Consider the following 22,355-nt stretch of genomic DNA (forward strand, 5'->3'; position numbering starts at 1 on the left):
TCATGATGGATCGACAGCAGGGGATGGCGCTGGTGATCAGCCTGATTTTTCTGGTCATGGTGAGCCTGCTGGGGATGGCCAGTATGCGTGGGGCGCAGTTGCAAGAGAAGATGGCGGGTAACCAGAAAGAGGCGCTGCAGGCATTGCAGGCGGCAGAAGCGGGCCTGCGCGCTGCCGAGCGCTATATCGAGGCTGGCAACTCGGGTCCCTATGACAACAGCGCGGGCCTGTATGAATTTATCGACACCGCGGTGGATCCTGCCTCCCCTTCGACAGCTTGGCGTACCTATACCAACAGTGGTCTGGTGGGGCGTGCTCCCGAATACTTTATCGAACGGTTGCCCTATACCCAGGGGGGAGCGAGGATCTGGCAGTCGATGAGCCCATCAGTGAGCGTCGTCTATATCGTATTACTGCAAGGGGATTTGGTCTCTCTGACGAGAGCCGGGTGCTGTTGCAATCGACCTATAGTCGCTAGGAGGCGGTGTATGGGCAAACTTGGTTTTGGCCTTTCGGTGATGCTCTGCTGTGCTTCGGCACAGGCGGCGCTCGATATTGCCCAGGTTCCCCTCTATCTCGGCACCCGGGCCGATCCCAATATCATGTTTACCCTGGATGATTCAGGCTCGATGCATTTCGAGTTGATGCCGGAGGGGTTGATCGAGAACAGCGCTCGCTACGTCTACCCCAGAGCCGACAATGTCTATGGCAGCGAGGATTATGACAACCGGACCGTGACCTTCACCAGCAATAACGACCGCAATGCCTATACCCGCTCAAGCAACAACAACAAACTCTACTACAACCCGCAGCAGAGCTATCGGCCCTGGGCCAAGGCGGATGGTACCCCGATGGCGAATGCCAGCATCAGCTGTGCACCGCACAACCCCTTCAATACCGCCGCCGGCTGTCGTGACCTAACCAAGAACAACCGCTCCAAGTCCCTGCGTTACTACACCGGATTCTCTTCCACCGATTACAACGATGACGAGACCTTCTGGCCAGCCGTCTACTTTGCCTACAAGGGCAGTGGTGACGTGAAGAAAGTGAGCAGTTATACCCGGGTCGAGATAAAGTCCGGCAGCACCTATGGCGGGCGGCCCAATCGCAGTGATTGTAAGAGCGCCCCCGTTTGTACCTATGACGAGGAGATCCAGAACTTTGCCAACTGGTATACCTACTACCGCTCCCGGATCCTAGCGGCTCGTGCCGGGGTCGGCCGTGCCTTTGCCAGCCAAGGGCAGGCCCTGCGGGTGGGGTTTGCCACCATCAACGCTAGCGGCAGTGTGATCCGCGGGGTGGCGCCTTTCTCCGGAACCGATCGCAGCGCCTTTTTCAGCGACCTTTACAGCCGCGATATTCCGGCCGCCGGCACGCCGCTGCGCACCAGTCTGAAGGACGTGGGGGAGTACTTCTCCCGCACCGACAAAAACGGCCCCTGGGCGGCCAGTGCCGGCAGCACCTTGCCCCACCTCACCTGCCGGCAGAGCTACAACATCCTGATGACTGATGGCTACTGGAACGGAAATTCTCCCTGGGTCGGCGATCAGGACAAAGATAGCATCGAGAATACGCTGGCCGATGTGGCCTACCAGTACTGGAAGACCGATCTGCGCCCCGATCTCGCCAACAAGGTGCCGACCAGCACGGCGGATCCGGCCAATTGGCAGCATCTGGTCAACTTTACCGTCGGACTCGGCGTCAACGGTTCCCTTAATCCTGCCAACGGTATCCCGAGCCGTTGGCCCAATCCCCATGATCCGGATGACAAGGAGTACAAGAATGCGACCTACATTCCGGAGTACAAGATTGATGACCTGTGGCACGCGGCACTCAACAGCAAGGGCAGTTTTTTCAGCGCGGGTGACCCCGACATCTTTGCCGCAGCTCTGAGCAGTACCCTTGCCCAGATCGCAGCGCGCAACAGCTCCGCCAGCTCGGTAACCGCCAACGCAACCCGGCTGGACAGCAATACCCACATCTACCAAGCCCGCTACAACAGCGGCGACTGGTCGGGGCAACTGGTCTCGATCCCGCTGAACAGCGATGGCACCCTTGGGGAGATCGCTTGGGATGCCGCTACCTTGATCCCCGAGCCTTCGGCACGCAATATCTTCACCCGGCAAGATGGTGTCGGCATCCCCTTTCGTTGGGATACGCTGAATGTGACCAACCGGGCTCTATTCAATGTCGCTGGTGACAACCAGGGAGAAAGCCGTGTCGCCTATCTGCGCGGTGATCGCAGTGGTGAGCAGCGCAATGGTGGTGCGTTTCGTAATCGTAGTGATCTGCTCGGCGACATCATCAATTCTGATCCCGTCTACGTGGGCAAGCGTGATTACGGTTACAGCAGTGCAGCCGGTCTGACCCAGACCGAGCGGGAGGGTTACCAAGCTTTTCTAAGCTCGACGGCGATTACCCGGCGCCCACCCATGCTCTATGTCGGTGCCAATGACGGTATGCTGCACGGATTTCGAGTCGCCGACGGTGTCGAGCGACTGGCCTATATCCCGTCCAGCCTGCTGGGCGAGCTGAATCAGTTGACCAGACCGAATTACAGCCATCGCTACTATGTGGATGGGACGCCCAGGGTAGGCGATGCCTATCTGGGCAGTCGCTGGAAGAGCATCTTGCTGGGATCCACCGGTGCCGGTGGCAAGGCGGTATTTGCCATCGATGTGACGGCCCCGGATAACTTCACCGCCGACAAGATGCTGTGGGAGTTCACCGATAGCGAAATGGGGGTTGCACTGGCGGCACCCACTCTGGTGCGGGTCAAAGCCGACAACAAATGGGTTGCTCTGGTTGCGAATGGTTACAACAGCACCAGTCAGACTGCGAGGCTGTTTGTACTGGATCTGGCGACTGGCGCCATCATCAAAGAGATTGATACCGAGGTAGGGTCTTCCAGCGAGCCCAATGGTCTATCTTCCCCCTTGCCGGTAGATCAAGACGGGGACAGGGTTGTCGACTATGTCTATGCCGGTGATCTGCACGGCAATCTGTGGAAATTCGATCTGACTGACAAAAACAGTGCCCAGTGGGGAAGTGCTTTGAAAACGGGCAACAAGCCCAAGCCGCTGTTCCAGGCCTGTAATGGCAGCTGCAGTGCCGGTACGCGTCAGCCGATCACCATGCGTCCTTTAGCTATTCGGCACCCTAAAGGGGGGGTTATGGTGATGATGGGGACTGGCAGTTATTTTACCAATGATGACAAACTGGTTCCCGCTACGCCGAGGCTGGAAGCGGTGTACGGTATCTGGGATACGGGGGCTACCGTGCTCAGTAGCCAGCTGTTGCAGCAGAGCATCACCCATGAGTTTGTGGCCAACGGCACCACTATCAAGTTCAATGTGAGGGTGGTCTCCAACCGGAATGTCAATTACACCAGCCAAAAGGGTTGGTATCTGCTATTGAAATCGCCAGGCTTGAGCAAGGGGGTCGGTGAGCGTGCCGTCTCCGAGATGCTCTATCGGCATAAGCGACTGATCTTCAATACCTTGATCCCGTCGGCGGATGCCTGTGACTTTGGTGGCCGCTCCTGGCTGATGGAGCTGGATCCCATCTCGGGGGCCAGACTCACCTACTCGGTGTTTGACGTTAACGGCGACGGGGCCGTCAACGATGATGATTACGTCGCGATCGAGGATGAAGCCGGCAATGACATCAAGGTGCCGGTCAGCGGCAAGCAATTTGATGAGCTCACCACGACGCCAAGCGTAGTGGAAGATGCCGAGATGGAGCGCAAATATATCAGCGGCTCCAGCGGAAATATCTCGGTCACGCTGGAAGAGGGGGCAGGCGATCTGGGTGGCCGCCAGTCCTGGTTGCAACTGGAGTAGAGGTTGGCATGGAACGTGGTTTTACCCTGATTGAGTTGATGATAGTGGTCGCAGTGGTCGCCATTCTGGCCGCGATCGCGTACCCCAGTTACAACAACTACATGGCGGCAGCCAAGCGGGCCGAAGCCAAGGCTGTGTTGCTGGAAGCGGCGCAATATCTGGAGCGGGAGTTTACTGCCAATGGCAATTACGACGCCGGTAACCTGGCTTCTGCCGGTTTGGCGACCCTGCCGAGGGATGGTGGTACTGCTTATTACAATATGGCGCTCAATGTCAGCGGGGCCCGTTATACCCTGACGGCTATTCCGACCGGTGTGATGAATGGCGACCCCTGCGGCCTGCTAACTCTGGATCAGGGGGGGCTGCAGGGAGTGTCGATGGCCACTATGACGGCTGCCGAGTGCTGGTAGTCAGTTACCAGCAGGCGGCAGGAGTCTTGGTGTCGGCCTTGTTGATAGTCAGGGTATCACAGGCCGTATTGCCGGCCTTGTCGCCGACCTGGGCCCCCTTGCTGGTGGCTACCAGTGTGTAGGCGGTGGCGGTGGCGCCAGAAATGCTAAAGGTGTAGTGGTCGCTGGTTGGGTTGCCCACACTGGCTATCGCACTGCTGTAACTGGCATTGGAGATGCGAAATTCTTCCTGTTTGAGCTGCATGGTCAACAAGCCCTTGATGGCATCGGCTCGACGAGATTTACGCAGACCGTCGGTAAAGCTCGGGTAGGCGACAGCAGCAATAATGGCAACAATGGCAACGACCACCATCAATTCCAGCAGGGTGATTCCAGATTGTTTGATTCTCATGGGCGCGGCAGGGTTCGTTAAACAGGTAGATACTATAGGATAGCACTGACCTCATACTCTACTGGCATGTGCGAAAAGAAAGGAGTCTTTAGCCAATGGAATGCGCAGAAGGCCGCTCAGCCGGTTTTACCGTGATTGAATTGATGATCGCTGTCGCGTTGGTCGCGTTGCTGCTGACCGTGGCGATCCCCAGTTATCAGTCATTGCGCCAGGAGCAGATGGTCAAGGCGGCTACTCAGGCCGTATACACGGATATCATGCTGCTCAAGTCAGAGGCGATCAAACGTAATCGCACCTTGCAGTTTATTATCTTCAACAGCGGTACCAGTAACTGGTGCTATCGCATCAGTATTGATGGTGACAGCAGCTGTGCAAGCTGCAGCGATACTTGCTCCAGCTTGGAAGGGCGCAAAGGAGCTGACGCTAGTGAATTCCCCGGGATTATCCTGACGGGCTCATATGCCGAGAGTGCCAGCAACACTCGGCCCATCACCTTCTCACCCCGTCGCGGTACTTTGCCAAGCGGCAATATTACGGTCACCTCGTCTAATGCAAGCATGAAAGTGATCACCAGCAATCTGGGTCGAGTGAGAACCTGTGCAGTCAGCAGTGTGATCGGGGAGGTTGCATGCAATTGAAGATGCGGGGCTTTAGTCTGGTCGAGCTGATGGTGGCTATGGTGGCTGGTTTGCTGCTGGTTGCCGCAGTGACATCATTGTTTGCCACCATCCTCAAGGCTAACTATACCGCCATGCAGACCAGCCGTTTGAATCAGGAAGTACAGGCTCTGACCGACATGATCGCTCGGGACATTCAACGGGCCGGTTATGACGCCAACGCAACCCAGTTTCTTGCAGCCCCCTCTGGCAGCCGATCCAGTTTCTACTTTGATACCGTTACAGACTTGATGAATGAAACAGCTACCGGTTCCGGTTTGTATACCTGTGTCAGAGTACGTTATGACAACGATGGGAACGGTGTGTTGGGCACAGATGACACCTTGGTATACAGCTATCTGAGCGCTGATAAAGGAATCAAACAGGGAACTGGTTCCACAACATGCGGTAATGGCACTTTTATTTCGACCGATGACACCATTGAGATCACCGGGATGACGCTGAAACTGTTGCCGAGCAGTCAGGGCAGCGGGGCACGAGCGCTGCAACTGATGGTGAGCGGTCGTTTCAAAGCGTCGCCTGCGCTGACCTTGACTCTGCAGCGTGATATCAAATTGCGTAACGACGGGTACTGAGATGAAGCGACAGTCCGGTTTTACAACCTTTACCATCACTCTATTGCTGGTGTTGATCCTGCTCGGTATCTCGCTGCTGGTTGGCAAGATGCTGGTTGCAGATCGGCGGGTAACGCTCAATGAGGTGCTCTATCGACAAGCGATGGCGATGGCTGAGGTGGGCCTGGCTGATGGACTTGGGCGGCTGGCTCTTGATCCAACTTGGCGTACCAGCGGGGCAACAACCACTTTAACGACTGGGAGCTACACATTGTCATCTGTTGACGATGCCGCTATTACGGTGGGATCTGTGGCGGTGACCCCCGTCATAGTGCGTTCCCAGGCGACGTTAAGCAATGATCAGGCCCAAGCGGTAGTAGAAACCAAAGTCGTTCGGTTCAGTGTGTTGGCCGGCACTCCTGCGGCTCCCTTGACTGTTGCTGGTGGTATGGCAGTGGGGGGTAATTTTACCATTGTGGCCAACCCAAATGGTGGCGGTCTTGGCGTTCCTCTGTCGGTCTGGACCAATGGTAATGTCGACCTCATAACTGGTACGGGGCAAACCTGTCATCAGGGGGATTATAACGGGGGGTGCTCTGCCAATATCAGCCAGAAAGGGGATAAACAGTCAGATATCAAGGACAACGATACGGCTTTCCCGACCGATTTGGTCTGGTATCTATTTAATGAAAAGGATGATGCGACAGGTTGGTCAAATCTGGAGGCTAGAGCGACCCAAAAGTTGACCGATTGCAGCAGCCTTGGCCCGACGTCAACGGGTCTTGTCATAGTGGATGGTGATTGCAAGCCTTCTGCGAATGTTGGCTCTGTGACCGCACCAGTCATTCTGATCGTGCGTAATGGCAATCTGGCAGTGAACGGTAATACCGTTCTGTATGGCCTCGTGTTCGCTTACTCATCAAATCCAGCTTCTGCAGCAACGGATGTGAAGTTGACGGTGGCGCCATCGTAAACGGCGCTATGGTTGCCAACTATCAACTGGGTAATGCCAATGGTACCTATGATGCCAAGTACGATGCCGGTGTTTTGAGCAATATATCGAATGGCGCCTCTTTTCAGGTCGTTAATCAGGTGCCTGGTAGCTGGCGGGATTGGTAGAGGGAGATGGCGATGAATAGGCAAAAAGGATTTGGCCTGCTTGAGATCCTCATTACTCTGGTTGTGCTGGGGGTGGGGATAGTTGGACTGGTTGCAATGTCTAAGTCAGGGTTGATCATGTCGCAAGATGGTCGCCGTTATGAGACTGCTATGCGTCTGGCAGAGTCCAAGCTTGATGAGTTTCGCAATTTTAATAGTGTGGTTACCGCAACAGCACCACTGACGGCTTACAACCAAATCTCATCGGCAAGTGCTGCAGTGACCATGTCGGGGGATCCTTACTCCCTGACCTGGACGGTGACCAACCAGTATTTGAATGGCTCTAACTGGCAAAATACAGCGCCAGTTGGTTATCGTCTCAGCTATCCGGGACGCAAGGCAATTATCGTCAGCGTTGGCTGGACCGATAGCGAAGGACAGGCCCAAACATTACAACTGGCAGGCAATGTTTCACCAATAGAGTCTCTAAGCTCGGCGCAGCTTGATGGTGGATTGGATACAACCCGACAGGGGCCAAAAGTTAATTACACCCCTGGCGTGGCGCCAGATGTTATCTCTGTCGAATTGGGAGATGGCAACAAGCAGGAGACCAGCAAGCCCTTACCTACCGTCACCTCCAAAGATGGTCAGGTTGGAAAATTGGTGCAATTTGAAACCGTTACATACAAATCTGAAGCCGGTGGCAGTACCCAGCAAGTCTTGCAAGATATGGCATCCGTCTCTTGTTCCTGTAGCTTCGATGACAACCTGAGCTCTTATCTGCCTGGCCAGATCTACAACTCGGCGAGCAACCAACTCTATTGGAAGGCAGGTGCGATGCAGAGTAAACCCACGGGGTCTCTGGATAACAGTATCAATGGCCAGCCGGCCCTATGCTCTAGCTGCTGTAAGGACCATTTCGATGGCAGCGGGTCGAGTTTTAGTAATTTCTATGCACCATTGAATACATCAAGAGTTCGTTACAACAGCTCTCTGAATGCGGTGACCAATGGTAAATATGTGGATGCGTGCCGCTTTGTCCGGTTGGATGGTTATTACCGTCCATTGCCGGACTGGAATCTGGTCAAAGTAGTCGTAACTACCGCTGATTTTTTGGCCAAGCCAGCAAATCAGGCCAGTTATCAGAAATACATCAAATATGTGGTCAAGACCTATATTGATTGGCAAAAATCGACGCTGAGGTGGGTGAAAGGGGCCTCTGCCACCTTGCCGACCATCACCGATTTTTCAACCTGGCTGGCTACCAATGCAGAAGCTGGAGGGAATACTACGACCGGGATCACAGTGAGTACCGGGACGGCGCAGCTTATTGCTCGAGGCATCTATGTGGATGTGCTTGACCCCGTCTATTTAGCCAATATTGATACCAGTTCAGTCGATTACCTAACCAAAGTACCCTTTCAGGATATCAACCTGACCATGCTGGCGGAGTGGTCAATGGGACCGTTGACTCAACTCACAGGTAATGCCACGGATTATGTTGCTGTGACCAATGAAGCGGTCAAAACCGTGGTTGATCTCAATAACTACTACTTCGGTAGTTATAGCCGAGGCTATATGACGGCGAAGAAGTCGACCAAAGATAGCAATCAGGTTCTGCGCGACGTGACCGTGCGAGTCACTGCATATCAGGGGAATTCGGGGATCACCGCATCCTTGATCTCCGCCAGAGACCAGTCACTGGCATTGACGGCAGATATGCTGGTCAAGGTCGATGCGGCGCAGCAGACCGTGCCAACCATCAAGGTGAGTGGGCGAATTCAATGTTTGGAACGTGGCAAGGGGAACAATAATCCTCCCCCCGAGGCATGTGGCAAAAATTCTTTCAGCAATTTGAGCATCAGCACACCAAACTCTGGTGCGACTTGCCGTATTGATTACCCACAGGCGAATAATCAACCGGCAGCATATCTGTGTGAAGCGCCTGAGAATTCAACGTTGGTTATCAATCTCTCATACACCAACCAGGGCAGCACCACCTTTATGTTGCAGCCATCTTCTTTCAGCGTACAGATGACCCCTCAGTCCAACAACCAAGTGCTGAGTGGCCCTTGCTCGCTGCTGGTGGACAACGGGGTGACCAATGCAACCAGTCTGACTTGCACCCGTTAAGCCTTGGGCGCTGGCACAGCCAGCGCCTTTTCTTTATCATTCCCCATCATTTTCGAATTCAAGATGCATCGCCATGGCAAAAGCCCTCTCTCTGATGCTTGCCCAGTTGAATCTGACGGTAGGCGCCATCGAAGATAACACTGACAAAGTGCTCGCTGCGGCAGCTCAGGCCGAGCAGCAAGGTGCCGATCTGCTGGTCTGCTCCGAGCTGGCCCTGACCGGCTATCCACCGGAAGATCTGCTGCTGCGCGCCGATCTGATGATCCGGGTCGAAGCCGCGTTGGCTCGTTTTGCCGAATGGCAGGGCAACTGTGCCATTTTGGTGGGTCATCCCTGGCGTGAAGGCGAGGCGCTCTACAACGCGGCTTCCCTCTATGAGCAGGGCAAGCTGATTGCCCGTTACTTCAAGCAGGATCTGCCCAACTACGGCGTGTTTGACGAGAAGCGCTACTTCACCGCCGCGACCGAAACTTGTGTGGTGCCGTTCCGTGGTCACCAGCTGGGGCTGCTCATCTGCGAAGATTTGTGGCAGCCAGGCCCGGCGCTGGCCGCCAAGGCGGCAGGGGCCGAACTGCTGCTCACCATCAACGCCTCGCCCTATGATCAGGAGAAACCCTGGATCCGCCGCGAGCTGATGGCCGAACGCTGCGATCAGACCGGTCTGCCGCTGGTCTACCTCAATCAGGTCTGCGGTCAGGACGAGCTGATTTTCGACGGCTGCTCCAAGGTGTTCAGCAGCCAGGGCGAGCTGACGCACAAGCTGGCCCCGTTTGCCGAAGAGCTGGCGCTGGTACGTTTTGCTGATGGCCAGCCGGTGAAGGAGCGGGAACCCGCTGCGCCGCTGGAGCCGTTGGCCGAGACCTATCAGGCGCTGGTGCTGGCAGTGCGCGACTACGTTACCAAGAACGGCTTCCACGGCGCTGTGCTGGGTCTATCCGGTGGTATCGACTCGGCGCTGACGCTGGCCATTGCGGCCGATGCCATCGGTGCCGACAAGGTGCAGGCGGTGATGATGCCGTTCCGCTACACCGCCCAGATGAGTGTGGAAGATGCCAAGGAGCAGGCCGAGCGGATGGGGGTTGAGTTCAACACCATCTCCATCGAGCCGATGTTCGAAGGGTTTATGACCCAGCTGGCGCCGCTGTTTGAAGGTACCGCCCGCGATACCACCGAAGAGAACCTGCAGGCCCGCTGCCGCGGCGTGCTGCTGATGGCGCTCTCTAACAAGCGTCGTCGTATCGTGCTGACCACCGGTAACAAGAGCGAGATGGCGGTCGGCTATGCCACGCTGTACGGTGACATGGCCGGTGGCTTCGACGTGCTGAAAGATGTGCCCAAGACGCTGGTATTCAAGTTGTGCGAATATCGCAACTCGGTTGACTATGTGATCCCGCAGCGGGTTATCGACCGTCCTCCTTCAGCGGAGCTGGCGCCGGATCAGGTGGATCAGGACAGCCTGCCGCCATACGACATCTTGGATGCCATCCTCAAGCGTTACGTGGAAGAGGATGCGTCCGTGGCCGACATGGTGGCAGAAGGGTTCGAGGAAGCGGTGGTGCGTAAGGTGATCCGGTTGGTGGATCTCAACGAATACAAGCGCCGTCAGGCGGCGGTCGGGCCCCGCATCACGGCTCGCAACTTTGGTAAGGATCGCCGTTACCCCATTACATCCGGGTTCGGCAAACAGAACTGGTAAGGAGTCACCATGAAGAAGATTGAAGCCATCATCAAACCGTTCAAGCTGGACGATGTGCGCGAGGCCCTGGCCGAGATCGGCATCAACGGCATGACCGTATCCGAAGTAAAAGGCTTCGGCCGCCAGAAGGGCCATACCGAGCTCTATCGCGGCGCCGAATATATGGTCGACTTCCTGCCGAAAGTGAAGGTGGAGCTGGTGGTGCAGGACGAGGATCTCGATGCCTGTCTGGAAGCGATCCAGAACACTGCCCGCACCGGCAAGATTGGTGATGGCAAGATCTTCGTCTGCGAGGTGGAGCGTGTCATTCGTATCCGTACCGGCGAAGAGAACGAAGACGCGATCTGACCTTGGCTATCTCTTTACCTGACCAGAGGCGTGAAGTGTGGCCTCATTTGATGGGATGGATGCGCTTCGTGGTGGTCGCCAGCCTGTTGGCGGGCCTTACTGCTTGCAGTACCCGTCCACCGGCCCAGCCGGAGAATCTGTGCCAGATCTTTCGCGAGAAGCCTGACTGGCACAAGGCCGCGCTCAAGATGAACGAGAAGTGGGGGACGCCGATCCATGTGGTGATGGCCATGATGTATCAGGAGTCCTCGTACGTACATGATGCTCAGCCGCCGATGCAGTATTTCCTCTTCATCCCGACCGGGCGGGCCAGTTCGGCTTATGGTTATGCTCAGGTCAAAGATGAAACCTGGGCGGATTACCAGCGGGAAACCGGCAACAGCTGGAGTGACCGCGATGATTTTGCCGACGCCATCGATTTTATGGGTTGGTACACTAACAAAGCCCAGCGGCTCAATGGCACCTCCAAGTGGGATGCCTATGGCCAGTACCTCAACTATCACGAAGGGTGGGGTGGCTACCGGCGTGGCAGCTATCGCAGCAAGGGGTGGTTGATGAAGACCTCTCGCAAGGTAGAGGCTCGCGCCCAGCGCTACGGCGCCCAGTACCGTCAATGCAAGGGTCAGCTCTCCCGTGGGGGCTGGTTCTGGTAACCAAATCAGGAGTCAGAAATGCCGTTATTGGACAGTTTTACCGTTGACCACACCCGTATGGAAGCGCCAGCGGTGCGTGTGGCCAAGACCATGCAGACCCCGAACAAGGACACCATTACTGTGTTCGACCTGCGTTTCTGCGTACCGAATCAGGAGATCCTCTCCGAGCGCGGTATCCATACGCTGGAGCACCTGTTCGCCGGTTTTATGCGTGATCACCTGAACGGCAATGGCGTGGAGATCATCGATATCTCCCCCATGGGTTGTCGTACCGGTTTCTACATGAGCCTGATCGGCGCGCCGGACGAAGCCCGTGTTGGCGCAGCCTGGCAGGCGGCCATGAGCGACGTGCTGACCGTGCAGGATCAGGCCAAGATCCCCGAGCTGAACGAGTATCAGTGCGGCACCTACAGCATGCACTCGCTGGAAGAGGCGCACGCCATCGCCCGTCATGTGCTGGAGCGCGGTATCGGCGTCAACCATAACGACGAGCTGGCCCTGCCGGAAGAGAAGCTGAAGAGTCTGTGAGGCTGATGAGCTGTCGCTCATTAGGTAACCTCTTCAGGTAATGTTAAAAGAGCCGGTCAGCCATGCTGACCGGCTCTTTTTTATTCCGCCCGATCGCGGTTATGGGGATCACTTGCTCCCCTTGCCGACTCTGATTAGGATGGTTTTTAACCTGAACCTGTTGGCGGAGGTGTGACGATGAAGGGGGTATTGCTGCGTTGGCTGGCCCGTTATGACGCGTGGTGCGAGGAGTGGGGGCTCACTCAGGAGAACCGGCGCTGCTGCACGCCGGTTCGTTATGATGATGATTCAAGCAAAGAGCGAGCTTGCGCAGAAGAGGCTGAGCTCAATCAAAATTGCGGGTCACGGCACCAGTAACGCTGTTGTACTCGAAGCCGAGGCCGTTTTCATACTCCGAGCCAGTCTGGAAGCGGCCCATCGAGTCGCGCAGGATATAGCGGCAGTTGTGATGTTCCAGTCCTCCAGCCTCAGTTTGATGGTCTGCACGAATAATCTCAGACTTATAACTGGAAGTGCTGTCCTTCTCGAAGGCAGTTTGGTCTGTATCAAGTATTGCCGCGAAGAGGAGCTCGCAGTCCTCTGGGCTGTTAACTGATATTTCGTCGCTACCACCACCTGTCGAGGGCTCATCGACTCCTTGACCACCTTCCTCAGTCCCCACCGGCCAACCATAATGGTTGATATCCAGATCTTTCTTGCCCATCCCACTGAAGTTATACAGTGCGAGGTCTTGTCCCTGAACTTTCACCGCCCAGCCAGCATGAGCCAGCTGAACTGCACTGGCAAAGCTGCCTGCGGTCGCCGAGACCGTGCTTTTCAGGGCATCATCCTTGATATTGATAAAGCGGGGCAGGGCGGTGACGGCCAGGATCCCCAGCACTATGATCACCAGCACCAGTTCAATCAGGGTAAAGCCGTTGTTTCTGTTGTTCATCATGTTCAATGACCCATTAAATACCGCAAACAGGTGTGAGTGATATGCAGCTGATAGATACCCATTGCCATCTCGACTTTCCGGTGTTCGACCAGGACAGGGAGGCGCTGCTGGCCCGTTGTCGGGCATTAGGGGTGACGGAGTATATCATTCCTGCCATCGCAGAGGATAACTGGACTCGTGTGATGGCACTGGCAGATCAGTATGACGGCCTCTTTTATGGTCTGGGCATTCATCCCTGGTATGCCGGTGAACAGCGGGAGGGGGTGATGGAGCGGCTGCGAACGCTGGTAATGAGCCAGCCTGCCGGGCTGGTGGCCATTGGCGAGTGCGGGCTGGACCTCCGTTCTCACGTGCCGCAGGAGGGGCAGCTTGCGCTGTTTGAGGCTCAGATCCGGCTGGCTGCCGATGTCGGGCTTCCCCTGATGATCCACTCGGTGCGTGCCAATGACACTGTGGCCAAGCTGTTGCGCCGTTTCAAGCCGCCACGTGGCGGGGTGATCCATGCTTTCAGCGGTTCGTTGCAGCAGGCCGAGGCTTTCTGGCAACTAGGCTTTCGACTCGGGGTGGGCGGGGTAATCAGTTTTGAGCGGGCGAACAAGACGCGAGAGGTATTTCGGGCTATGCCGCTCGAGGCTTTGGTGCTGGAAACCGATTCGCCAGATATGCCGTTGCAAGGCGCACAAGGCACCCGGAATACCCCGGAAGCGCTGCCGAAAATAGCGGAAATATTGATGACCTTGCGGGATGAACCGTCGGCAGATGTTGCCGAGGTGTTATTTGAAACTGCCCGGCATATTTTCCATCACGACCAATAGCCATGAAACAAATTCGCAACACCTGATTTAGTTGTCAGGAAAAAAAATGAGCGTAAAAATCGTTTGCTGTCTAATTTTGTGACACTTGGACATTTTGGTAACGATAAAATGTGACCAGCATTCTATTTTATCGGACTTTAATTAGTATAATGCGCTCCCCTTGATTAGTTGGGTTTAATAACAACTCACTAACAAGCCAGGTGCTACTAGAGGAAGATAATAATGAATTTGTTCATGGGTCTGGTAGGGATGGCGACGCTCGTCCTTATCGCGGTGCTGTTCTCCAGCAATCGCAAGGCAATCAACGTGCGTACCGTGGTCGGTGCGTTCGCTATTCAAGCCGGTCTGGGGGCGTTTGTTCTCTATGTTCCGGTTGGTCGCGATATCCTGGTCGGCGTGTCCGACGCGGTATCCAGCGTGATCAGCTACGGCCAGAACGGGATCGACTTCCTGTTTGGCGGTCTGGTCAGCAACAAGATGTTTGAAGTGTTCGGTGGCGGCGGCTTTGTCTTTGCCTTCCGTGTTCTGCCGGTCATCATCTTCTTCTCTTCCCTGATTGCAGTGCTCTACTACCTGGGCATCATGCAGATGGTCATCAAGTTGCTGGGCGGCGGTCTGCAGAAAGTACTGGGTACTTCCCGCACCGAATCCCTGTCTGCAACTGCCAACATCTTCGTCGGTCAGACTGAAGCGCCGCTGGTGGTTCGTCCCTACATCGCCAAGATGACTGACTCCGAGCTGTTCGCCGTCATGTGTGGTGGTCTGGCTTCCGTTGCCGGTTCCGTACTGGCCGGTTACGCCTCCATGGGCGTGAAGATGGAGTACCTGATTGCTGCCTCCTTCATGGCTGCACCGGGTGGTCTGCTGTTCGCCAAGCTGCTGGTTCCCGAGACAGAGACCCCGAACTACGACGAAAGCTCTGCCGATGCCGAGCTGGATGACAAGCCTGCCAACGTCATTGACGCTGCTGCTGCTGGCGCTTCTGCCGGTATGCAACTGGCCCTGAACGTTGGCGCCATGCTGCTGGCCTTCATCGGTCTGATCGCCATGATCAACGGCATCTTCTCCGGTGTGGGTGGCTGGTTCGGTTATCCGCAACTCTCTCTGGAACTGCTGCTGGGCTGGATCTTCTCCCCGCTGGCCTTCCTGATCGGTGTGCCCTGGAATGAAGCAGTGGTTGCCGGTTCCTTCATCGGTCAGAAGCTGGTAGTGAACGAGTTCGTGGCTTACCTGAACTTCGCTCCGTACCTGAAAGACGAAGTGCTGATCAACGGTGTGGCCATGTCCGATCACACCAAGGCGATCATCTCCTTCGCGCTGTGTGGTTTTGCCAACCTCTCCTCTGTTGCCATCCTGCTGGGTGGTCTGGGGTCCATGGCGCCGAACCGCCGCGGCACCATTGCACGCTTTGGTCTGAAAGCCGTACTGGCTGGCTCTCTGTCCAACCTGATGTCTGCCACTATCGCAGGCTTCTTCCTGGCACTGTCCGGCATGTAATCGCCGCCTGACTGACAGGGTATAAACACGAACGCCACGGCATCTGCCGTGGCGTTCGCGTATGGAGCGGTGACAACCGTTTTCCTATCTAAACTAATAATAAAATGAGTCAAATCGGAGGTTATATGAATGAAGTGCTACTGGCGATGGTGGCCGGCTTTATAGTTGGTTTGTTGTTTTCTTTCCTCAAATTGCCGATCCCGGCGCCTCCCGTTTTGTCCGGGGTAATGGGGATCGTCGGGGTCTATCTGGGGGGATTGGCCTACTCCTGGATCCTGACCCGTTTCTTTTCGTAAGGCTTTTTTAGACCTGGATTTGCCAGATGTGAGGTACCTCTGAAATTGGCAAATCCGGCTTGCAAACAGGGGGTATCTCGGCTGAAATAGGCGTTGCCAGCAGGGTGCTGGCAATGACTAATACTCGATGAAATCGGGTGTTGGCGGTCAAATGGAATTGATTGGGAAGTCGGGTCAGATGTTGTCGGCCTTTCTCAAGTCTTCATGGAACCAAGTCCGCACTTTTGTAAGAAAGTGACAGGGCTCTTGCCTTATTTACAGTCGCAGTGCCTGCAGGGTGTTTTGAATAGCATCCCGATAGTGCCGGTGCCTTCGCACTGTAATTCCATTCCCGTATAGCTGGGGGATTACTGCCTGTGCATCCATCGCTGGATGGTATGGTGGTGCCCGGTTATCTGGATTAAATCGAGACTTTGGAGAACAGAATGACTGATCTGAAAGTGGCCGCTCAGCGCGCCCTGAACCTGATGGACCTGACCACCCTGAACGATGACGACACCGATCAGAAGGTGATCGACCTGTGCCACAAGGCCAAGTCACCGGCTGGCCTGACCGCCGCCGTCTGCATCTACCCCCGTTTTATCCCTATCGCTCGCAAGACCCTGCGTGAGATCGGCGCTGCCGACGTACGCATTGCGACCGTGACCAACTTCCCGCACGGCAACGACGACATCGAGATCGCCGTGGCCGAAACCCGTGCCGCAGTCGCCTACGGTGCTGACGAAGTGGACGTGGTGTTCCCGTATCGCGCCTTCATGGCTGGTAATGAACAGATCGGTTTTGATCTGGTCAAAGCCTGTAAAGAGGCCTGCGGTGCCAACGTGCTGCTGAAAGTGATCATCGAAACCGGCGAGCTGAAAGAAGAGGGGCTGATCCGTCGCGCTTCCGAAATCTGTATCGATGCCGGTGCCGACTTCATCAAGACCTCTACCGGCAAGGTGCCGGTCAATGCGACCCCAGAAGCGGCACGCATCATGATGGAAGTGATCAAGGCCAAGAATCCGAAAGTCGGCTTCAAGCCTGCTGGTGGCGTGAAAGATGCCGCCGTTGCCGGTCAGTACCTGGCCATGGCCGAAGAGATCCTCGGCAACGACTGGGTATCTGCCCGTACCTTCCGCTTTGGTGCATCCAGCCTGCTGGCCAGTCTGCTGGCCACTCTGGGGCATGGCGACAAGCCAGCCAACACCAGCGGTTACTAATAGGTTGATGAGAGGGCGGACGGCTGTCCGCCCTGTTAGCCCCCACCATGCGGTGTGCGGGCAAGGATTCAGGCTTGTGTAACGCCAGCAATGGCGGAGGGAATGAAAGATGTTTTTGCCTCAAGAAATTATTCGCAAGAAGCGCAACGGTGAAGCGCTCAGTACCCAAGAAATTCAATTCTTCGTTCAGGGCATTACCAACAACACCATCGGTGAGGGGCAGATTGCCGCCCTGGCGATGGCGGTCTACTTCAAAGACATGACCATGGATGAGCGGGTTGCCCTGACCTGCGCCATGCGCGACTCCGGCATGGTGCTGACCTGGGATCACCTCAATCTGGGTGGCCCGATTGTCGACAAGCACTCCACCGGCGGTGTGGGTGACGTTGTCTCCCTGATGCTTGGCCCGATGGTCGCCGCCTGCGGCGGTTTCGTGCCGATGATCTCCGGCCGTGGCTTGGGCCACACCGGCGGTACCCTCGATAAACTGGATGCTATTCCCGGCTACCAGACCTCGGTCGACAACGACCGTTTCCTGAAAGTGGTGAAAGAGGCGGGTGTCGCCATCATCGGCCAGACCGGCGATCTTGCCCCCGCTGACAAGCGTATCTATGCAGTACGTGACATTACTGCAACCGTCGAATCCATCGCCATGATCACCGGCTCCATCCTCTCCAAGAAGCTCGCCTCCGGGCTCGAAGCGCTGGTGATGGATGTGAAAGTGGGCTCCGGCGCCTTTATGCCAACCTTCGAAGCCTCCGAAGAGCTGGCCAAGAGCATTGTGGCCGTGGCCAACGGTGCCGGTTGCCGCACCTCTGCGCTTTTGACCGATATGAACCAGGTGCTGGCCTCCAGCGCCGGTAACGCGGTGGAAGTACGTGAAGCGGTGCGTTACCTGACAGGTGAATACCGCAACCCGCGGATCCACGAAGTGACCATGGCGCTGTGCGCCGAGATGCTGATCTCTGCCGGTCTTGCCAGCGACGAGCGCGATGCCCGCACCAAGCTGCAGGCGGTGCTGGATAACGGCAAGGCCGCCGAGATCTTCGGTCGCATGGTTACTGGTCTCGGTGGCCCGGCCGATTTCATGGAGCGTTATGACGCTTACTTGCCCAAGGCTGCCATCGTGCGCCCGGTCTTCGCGGCCAACAGCGGTTTCGTGACCGCCATGGATACACGCGAGCTGGGTCTGGCCGTGGTGGCGATGGGCGGTGGTCGGCGCGCTGCCGGTGACAAACTTGATTATGCGGTCGGTCTGACCGACTTTATCCGCCTGGGTCAAAGCGTCGATGCTGACAAGCCGATCGCGATGATCCACGCTCAGACTGAAGAGCAATATGCTCAGGCTGCCAGCATGGTGCAGGCGGCTGTCCGGATTGGTGGCGAGCGGCCGGAAGCACTGCCTGAAGTGTACCGCCGTATCACCCTGGCCGATTTGTAACAAGGGGAAGACCCATGAAACGTACCTTTATTCTGATGATGGACTCTTTCGGTATTGGCGCAGCTGCCGACGCCGACAAGTTCGGAGATGTGGGCGCCAACACCCTTGGCCATATCGCCAAGGCGTGTGCGGCAGGTGAAATTGAAGGCCGTGGCGCCCTCAATCTGCCCAACCTCAACAAGCTGGGTCTGGGCCACGCCTGCGAGCAGGCCTCCGGCTACTTCCCGGAAGGGCTGAAGAAAGATATCGAGGTGGTTGGTGCCTACGGATTTGCGCAGGAGCTCTCCTCCGGCAAGGACACCCCGTCCGGTCACTGGGAGATCGCTGGTGTGCCCGTGCTGTTCGAGTGGGGCTACTTCAAGGATCACCACAACAGCTTCCCGCAGGAGCTGCTGGACGCCATCGTCGAGAAGGCCGGTCTGCCTGGCTATCTGGGCAACTGCCACGCTTCCGGTACCCAGGTGCTGGACGATCTGGGCGAAGAGCACATGAAGACCGGCAAGCCGATCCTCTACACCTCTGCCGACTCCGTGTTCCAGATTGCCTGCCACGAAGAGACCTACGGCCTCGAGAAGCTCTATGAGCTGTGCCACATAGTGCGCGAGCTGCTGGAGCCCTACAACATCGGCCGCGTGATTGCGCGTCCGTTCGTGGGCACTGGCAAGGGCAACTTCAAGCGTACCGGCAACCGCCACGACTACTCAGTGCTGCCGCCGGCGCCGACCGTGCTGGATTACATGAAAGATGCGGGTGGCCAGGTGGTCTCCATCGGCAAGATCGCCGACATCTATGCCCAGCAGGGCATCACCAAGCAGGTGAAAGGGACCGGTCTGACCGAGCTGTGGGATCGCACGCTGGAAGAGGTGAAAGCGGCTGGTGACAACACCATCGTCTTCACCAACTTCGTTGACTTCGACTCCTCCTACGGCCACCGCCGTGACGTTGCCGGTTATGCCGGTGCGCTGGAGTATTTCGATTCCCGCCTGCCGGAGCTGTTTGATCTGCTACAAGATGGCGACGTGGTGGTGCTGACTGCCGACCACGGCTGTGACCCGACCTGGGGTGGGACCGACCACACCCGCGAATACATTCCGGTGCTGTTCTTCGGCAAGCCGGTCAAGGCCGGCTCCGTCGGTCGTCGCGAGACCTTTGCCGATATCGGCCAGAGCATCGCGGCTTATCACGGCCTGCCGAAACTGGCGTACGGTACCAGCTTCCTGTAATTTACCCGCCCGCCACTTCGGCGGCGGGCAATTTATAAAACAATAAAACTCAACCTAGTGTGAAGGAATCAAGAGAATGGCAACTCCTCATATCAATGCGAAAGATGGCGCCTTTGCTGATACCGTACTGATGCCGGGCGACCCCCTGCGCGCCAAGTACATCGCTGAAACTTTCCTGGAGAACGTCGAGCAGATCTGCGACGTGCGCAACATGTTCGGCTTTACCGGTACCTACAAGGGCCGTCGTATCTCCGTAATGGGTCACGGCATGGGTATCCCCTCTTGCTCCATCTACGCCAAAGAGCTGATCACCGATTACGGTGTGAAGACCCTGATCCGTGTGGGCTCCTGTGGCGCCGTGCGTGAAGACGTGAAACTGCGTGACGTGGTGATCGGTATGGGTGCCTGCACCGACTCCAAAGTAAACCGTCTGCGCTTCAAGGATCACGATTTCGCTGCCATCGCCGACTTCGACCTGGTTGCCAATGCCGTACAGGCCGCCAAGAACAAGGGCGTTGCCGTGCGCGTCGGTAACATCTTCTCCGCCGACCTGTTCTACACTCCGGACCCCTCCATGTTCGATGTCATGGAAAAATACGGCATCCTGGGTGTCGAGATGGAAGCCGCCGGTATCTACGGCGTGGCCGCAGAGTACGGTGCCAAGGCACTGACCATCTGCACCGTTTCCGACCATATCCGTACCGGTGAGCAGACCACCTCTGAAGAGCGTCAGCTGACCTTCAACGATATGATCGAGATCGCGCTGGATTCCGTCCTGTTGGGCGACAAGTAATTCCTTTGCGAATAAGAAACGGCGGCCTTCTGGCCGCCGTTTTTGTATCTGATCTCTGGTTGCGCCATCAGTTTTCCGGAGGTGGCGAGGGGGGCGTACTCTTTTTTTTGTGCTTGCGCACCCGCATGTAGTTACGGCGCACGCCGTAGGAGATGAGCACCCCGGCAAGCAGGGCGACCAGCAGCATCAGCCGCTGTTTCTCCTGCACCACCTTGAGCCGGGTGTCCTTGTCTGCCAGCATCTGCTGCTCTTCCAGGGTGATGCGCAGGAAGCCGATGGTCTGCTCGCCATCCCGGATCTCCTGTACGAACTGGATCCGCCCCTTGCCCTGCTCCGGCAGTGACTTGTTATCGCTGCCGATGGGCAGCAGGCTCTCCAGCGGCACCGCCTGCTCAGACTGGGCGAGTGGAATGCCGCGTCCGTCGTAGAGGGTGGCATCGAGGATCTCCGGCTCCGCCGCCAGATCCCGCGCCAGCCGCTCCAGCTCGCTGCTCTTCTCCTCCTTGATCCAGCGTTTCATGTCGCGGGCGGCATAGGCGACCAGCGCCTGTGCCCGGTTGCGCGCTTCGCTGTGCAGCGAGGCCTGGCTTTCACCCTGCATATGGATGAGCACACCGAGCACCCAGCATCCGAGCAGGATACCGGCACCCAGGCTGAGAACACGTTTGATGGGAAGATGACGCAGCAAGCGCGAGACCTCATGGTAACAAGGAGTGGCGGGATCTTGGCGCTTGCCTGTACAAAAAGCAATACGCTACTCTGGGCCAGCATTGTTAACCCCCTGATCACCAAGGAAGGCGTATCCCTTATGTTGTTGTCCCTGCTCCCCCCTCTGTTATCCGATTGGCCCGCGTTGTTGTCCGGCTCACCCTGTTGGCAGCTCAGCGCAGATGCGTTGCAACCGACAGAGACTCCGCAGGCTGGCGGCTGGTTGGTGCTGTTTGGCAAGGGGCTGGGCGCCTCCCATCTGGCGCATTTGTCTCCATTGTTGGCAGCGCAGGGGTTGGCGGCCACCCTCTATCCTCCCACCGAGGTGGCGGGCGTGCCGTTGCTGCTGCTTGGCTGCGATCGCTTCTCTGCCGAGCTGGTGGCCGAGCTCAAGAGCGGTGAGTGGGAGATCGATCTCTGCCATCTGCCCGCGCTACCGACCCTGAACGAGCCCGGCCTGCTGGTGATGGATATGGACTCCACCGCGATCCGCATCGAGTGTATAGACGAGATTGCCCGCCTTGCCGGGGTTGGCGAGCAGGTGGCGGCAGTGACGGCCGCGGCGATGCAGGGCAAGCTGGAGTTTTCCGACAGCCTGCGCAATCGGGTGGCCCTGCTGGCAGGCGCGCCGGTCACCATTCTCGACGAGGTGGCGGCATGGATGCCCTGGATGCCGGGCTTGCAGCTGATGGTCGATACCCTCAAACAGGCGGGGTGGCGTGTTGCTATCGCCTCCGGCGGTTTTACCCGTTTTGCTGGCCAGTTGCAGCGCGATCTGGGGCTCGACGCCATCTTCGCCAACGAGCTGGCGGTGGAAGGGGAGCAACTGAGCGGCAAGGTGAGCGGGCGCATTGTTGATGCCAGCGTCAAGGCCGAGGTGTTGCAGCAGCTGGCTGCCGAATATGCCATTGCACCCGCCCAGACCGTGGCCATCGGCGATGGTGCCAACGATCTCAAGATGATGGGGGTAGCTGGCCTTGGCATCGCCATTCACGCCAAGCCGCTGGTGCGGGCGCAGGCGGCGGCCACCCTCAATCATCACGATCTGGAGGGGGTGATCTGCCTGCTGGCGGCGCGGGCTTGCAGCGAGCAACGCTGGGACAAGCGCTGACAGTG

21 protein-coding genes are annotated in these 22,355 nt (G+C 57.0%); 18 read left to right on the forward strand and 3 right to left on the reverse strand.

The features are described from left to right. Nucleotides 1-2: 2 nt before the first annotated feature. On the forward strand, nucleotides 3-3,842 hold the full coding sequence (locus ACTG2S_RS04780; RefSeq protein ID WP_439982066.1) for a PilC/PilY family type IV pilus protein: 3,840 nt from the start codon (nucleotides 3-5) through the stop codon (nucleotides 3,840-3,842). An 8-nt stretch (nucleotides 3,843-3,850) separates the two neighbouring features. Next, on the forward strand, nucleotides 3,851-4,252 hold the full coding sequence (tppA, locus tag ACTG2S_RS04785) for a type IVa pilus pseudopilin TppA (protein ID WP_274160560.1): 402 nt from the start codon (nucleotides 3,851-3,853) through the stop codon (nucleotides 4,250-4,252). Nucleotides 4,253-4,256: 4 nt separating this feature from the next. Here the strand turns inward: tppA and ACTG2S_RS04790 are convergent, their stop codons facing one another. After that, the gene (locus ACTG2S_RS04790) at nucleotides 4,257-4,643 is read right to left on the reverse strand and encodes a type IV pilin protein (RefSeq protein WP_100646788.1); all 387 of its coding nucleotides are present in this window, start codon (nucleotides 4,641-4,643) and stop codon (nucleotides 4,257-4,259) included. 95 nt (nucleotides 4,644-4,738) lie between these two features. On the opposite strand from ACTG2S_RS04790, the gene ACTG2S_RS04795 reads away from it, so the two are divergent. The 8 genes from ACTG2S_RS04795 (at nucleotide 4,739) to luxS (ending at nucleotide 12,330) form a co-directional block, all read left to right on the forward strand. Then, nucleotides 4,739-5,281 carry a GspH/FimT family pseudopilin gene (locus ACTG2S_RS04795; RefSeq protein ID WP_100646787.1) on the forward strand — a complete coding sequence of 181 codons (543 nt, stop codon included), beginning with the start codon at nucleotides 4,739-4,741 and terminating at the stop codon, nucleotides 5,279-5,281. After that, nucleotides 5,272-5,895: a PilW family protein gene (locus tag ACTG2S_RS04800; protein ID WP_123173786.1), complete on the forward strand. Its 624-nt coding sequence runs from the start codon at nucleotides 5,272-5,274 to the stop codon at nucleotides 5,893-5,895. The genes ACTG2S_RS04795 and ACTG2S_RS04800 overlap by 10 nt, the downstream gene beginning before the upstream one ends. Nucleotide 5,896: 1 nt before the next feature. After that, on the forward strand, nucleotides 5,897-6,847 hold the full coding sequence (locus tag ACTG2S_RS04805) for a PilX N-terminal domain-containing pilus assembly protein (protein ID WP_439982069.1): 951 nt from the start codon (nucleotides 5,897-5,899) through the stop codon (nucleotides 6,845-6,847). Nucleotides 6,848-7,005: 158 nt separating this feature from the next. Next, on the forward strand, nucleotides 7,006-9,105 hold the full coding sequence (locus ACTG2S_RS04810) for a type IV pilus modification PilV family protein (RefSeq protein ID WP_201944111.1): 2,100 nt from the start codon (nucleotides 7,006-7,008) through the stop codon (nucleotides 9,103-9,105). 73 nt (nucleotides 9,106-9,178) lie between these two features. Next, a complete protein-coding gene (locus ACTG2S_RS04815; RefSeq protein ID WP_439982071.1) occupies nucleotides 9,179-10,801 on the forward strand; it encodes an NAD+ synthase in 1,623 nt (540 codons plus the stop codon). Nucleotides 10,802-10,810: 9 nt separating this feature from the next. After that, entirely contained in the window at nucleotides 10,811-11,149 is a 339-nt protein-coding gene (glnB, locus tag ACTG2S_RS04820) for a nitrogen regulatory protein P-II (RefSeq protein ID WP_005308848.1), read from the forward strand. A gap of 59 nt (nucleotides 11,150-11,208) precedes the next feature. After that, nucleotides 11,209-11,802 (forward strand): transglycosylase SLT domain-containing protein, encoded by a 594-nt coding sequence (locus tag ACTG2S_RS04825; protein ID WP_274160595.1) that lies wholly within the window; start codon nucleotides 11,209-11,211, stop codon nucleotides 11,800-11,802. A gap of 18 nt (nucleotides 11,803-11,820) precedes the next feature. After that, nucleotides 11,821-12,330: an S-ribosylhomocysteine lyase gene (gene luxS, locus ACTG2S_RS04830; protein WP_005340462.1), complete on the forward strand. Its 510-nt coding sequence runs from the start codon at nucleotides 11,821-11,823 to the stop codon at nucleotides 12,328-12,330. A 325-nt stretch (nucleotides 12,331-12,655) separates the two neighbouring features. Here luxS and ACTG2S_RS04835 read toward each other — a convergent pair whose 3' ends face one another. Beyond that, nucleotides 12,656-13,267: a type II secretion system protein gene (locus ACTG2S_RS04835; protein ID WP_274160563.1), complete on the reverse strand. Its 612-nt coding sequence runs from the start codon at nucleotides 13,265-13,267 to the stop codon at nucleotides 12,656-12,658. 41 nt (nucleotides 13,268-13,308) lie between these two features. On the opposite strand from ACTG2S_RS04835, the gene ACTG2S_RS04840 reads away from it, so the two are divergent. From ACTG2S_RS04840 to deoD, 7 genes are all read left to right on the forward strand, one after another. Beyond that, nucleotides 13,309-14,082: a TatD family hydrolase gene (locus ACTG2S_RS04840; protein ID WP_274160564.1), complete on the forward strand. Its 774-nt coding sequence runs from the start codon at nucleotides 13,309-13,311 to the stop codon at nucleotides 14,080-14,082. A gap of 222 nt (nucleotides 14,083-14,304) precedes the next feature. Further along, complete coding sequence (locus ACTG2S_RS04845) at nucleotides 14,305-15,579, forward strand: NupC/NupG family nucleoside CNT transporter (RefSeq protein WP_005340466.1); 1,275 nt, start codon at nucleotides 14,305-14,307, stop codon at nucleotides 15,577-15,579. A 125-nt stretch (nucleotides 15,580-15,704) separates the two neighbouring features. Beyond that, nucleotides 15,705-15,875 carry a XapX domain-containing protein gene (locus tag ACTG2S_RS04850; protein ID WP_005340467.1) on the forward strand — a complete coding sequence of 57 codons (171 nt, stop codon included), beginning with the start codon at nucleotides 15,705-15,707 and terminating at the stop codon, nucleotides 15,873-15,875. A 425-nt stretch (nucleotides 15,876-16,300) separates the two neighbouring features. After that, on the forward strand, nucleotides 16,301-17,074 hold the full coding sequence (gene deoC / locus ACTG2S_RS04855; RefSeq protein WP_368167554.1) for a deoxyribose-phosphate aldolase: 774 nt from the start codon (nucleotides 16,301-16,303) through the stop codon (nucleotides 17,072-17,074). Between the two features lie 109 nt (nucleotides 17,075-17,183). After that, nucleotides 17,184-18,515 (forward strand): thymidine phosphorylase, encoded by a 1,332-nt coding sequence (gene deoA, locus ACTG2S_RS04860; RefSeq protein WP_005358033.1) that lies wholly within the window; start codon nucleotides 17,184-17,186, stop codon nucleotides 18,513-18,515. Between the two features lie 14 nt (nucleotides 18,516-18,529). Continuing rightward, nucleotides 18,530-19,738 (forward strand): phosphopentomutase, encoded by a 1,209-nt coding sequence (locus ACTG2S_RS04865; protein WP_123173778.1) that lies wholly within the window; start codon nucleotides 18,530-18,532, stop codon nucleotides 19,736-19,738. Nucleotides 19,739-19,814: 76 nt separating this feature from the next. Next, nucleotides 19,815-20,531 carry a purine-nucleoside phosphorylase gene (gene deoD / locus ACTG2S_RS04870; RefSeq protein ID WP_005340471.1) on the forward strand — a complete coding sequence of 239 codons (717 nt, stop codon included), beginning with the start codon at nucleotides 19,815-19,817 and terminating at the stop codon, nucleotides 20,529-20,531. Nucleotides 20,532-20,598: 67 nt separating this feature from the next. On the opposite strand, the gene ACTG2S_RS04875 is transcribed toward deoD, so the two are convergent. Then, nucleotides 20,599-21,216, reverse strand: a complete 618-nt coding sequence (locus ACTG2S_RS04875; protein ID WP_439983232.1) for an AhpA/YtjB family protein — start codon at nucleotides 21,214-21,216, stop codon at nucleotides 20,599-20,601. A gap of 123 nt (nucleotides 21,217-21,339) precedes the next feature. On the opposite strand from ACTG2S_RS04875, the gene serB reads away from it, so the two are divergent. Next, nucleotides 21,340-22,350 carry a phosphoserine phosphatase SerB gene (serB, locus tag ACTG2S_RS04880; RefSeq protein WP_439982073.1) on the forward strand — a complete coding sequence of 337 codons (1,011 nt, stop codon included), beginning with the start codon at nucleotides 21,340-21,342 and terminating at the stop codon, nucleotides 22,348-22,350. Nucleotides 22,351-22,355: the final 5 nt, after the last annotated feature.

Origin of the sequence: Aeromonas sp. 82P, assembly GCF_051919365.1 — a bacterium.
In the GTDB taxonomy this organism is placed as follows: domain Bacteria; phylum Pseudomonadota; class Gammaproteobacteria; order Enterobacterales; family Aeromonadaceae; genus Aeromonas; species Aeromonas veronii.

Coding starts and splice junctions, on each gene's coding strand:
- ACTG2S_RS04800 (WP_123173786.1), top strand. CDS start 5,272: ATGCAATTGAAGATGCGGGGCTTTAGTCTGGTCGAGCTGATGGTGGCT.
- glnB (WP_005308848.1), top strand. CDS start 10,811: ATGAAGAAGATTGAAGCCATCATCAAACCGTTCAAGCTGGACGATGTG.
- tppA (WP_274160560.1), top strand. CDS start 3,851: ATGGAACGTGGTTTTACCCTGATTGAGTTGATGATAGTGGTCGCAGTG.
- luxS (WP_005340462.1), top strand. CDS start 11,821: ATGCCGTTATTGGACAGTTTTACCGTTGACCACACCCGTATGGAAGCG.
- ACTG2S_RS04790 (WP_100646788.1), bottom strand. CDS start 4,643: ATGAGAATCAAACAATCTGGAATCACCCTGCTGGAATTGATGGTGGTC.
- ACTG2S_RS04805 (WP_439982069.1), top strand. CDS start 5,897: ATGAAGCGACAGTCCGGTTTTACAACCTTTACCATCACTCTATTGCTG.
- deoD (WP_005340471.1), top strand. CDS start 19,815: ATGGCAACTCCTCATATCAATGCGAAAGATGGCGCCTTTGCTGATACC.
- ACTG2S_RS04845 (WP_005340466.1), top strand. CDS start 14,305: ATGAATTTGTTCATGGGTCTGGTAGGGATGGCGACGCTCGTCCTTATC.
- ACTG2S_RS04825 (WP_274160595.1), top strand. CDS start 11,209: ATGCGCTTCGTGGTGGTCGCCAGCCTGTTGGCGGGCCTTACTGCTTGC.
- deoC (WP_368167554.1), top strand. CDS start 16,301: ATGACTGATCTGAAAGTGGCCGCTCAGCGCGCCCTGAACCTGATGGAC.
- ACTG2S_RS04810 (WP_201944111.1), top strand. CDS start 7,006: ATGAATAGGCAAAAAGGATTTGGCCTGCTTGAGATCCTCATTACTCTG.
- ACTG2S_RS04795 (WP_100646787.1), top strand. CDS start 4,739: ATGGAATGCGCAGAAGGCCGCTCAGCCGGTTTTACCGTGATTGAATTG.
- ACTG2S_RS04815 (WP_439982071.1), top strand. CDS start 9,179: ATGGCAAAAGCCCTCTCTCTGATGCTTGCCCAGTTGAATCTGACGGTA.
- ACTG2S_RS04835 (WP_274160563.1), bottom strand. CDS start 13,267: ATGATGAACAACAGAAACAACGGCTTTACCCTGATTGAACTGGTGCTG.
- ACTG2S_RS04840 (WP_274160564.1), top strand. CDS start 13,309: ATGCAGCTGATAGATACCCATTGCCATCTCGACTTTCCGGTGTTCGAC.
- deoA (WP_005358033.1), top strand. CDS start 17,184: ATGTTTTTGCCTCAAGAAATTATTCGCAAGAAGCGCAACGGTGAAGCG.
- ACTG2S_RS04865 (WP_123173778.1), top strand. CDS start 18,530: ATGAAACGTACCTTTATTCTGATGATGGACTCTTTCGGTATTGGCGCA.
- ACTG2S_RS04850 (WP_005340467.1), top strand. CDS start 15,705: ATGAATGAAGTGCTACTGGCGATGGTGGCCGGCTTTATAGTTGGTTTG.
- serB (WP_439982073.1), top strand. CDS start 21,340: ATGTTGTTGTCCCTGCTCCCCCCTCTGTTATCCGATTGGCCCGCGTTG.
- ACTG2S_RS04780 (WP_439982066.1), top strand. CDS start 3: ATGATGGATCGACAGCAGGGGATGGCGCTGGTGATCAGCCTGATTTTT.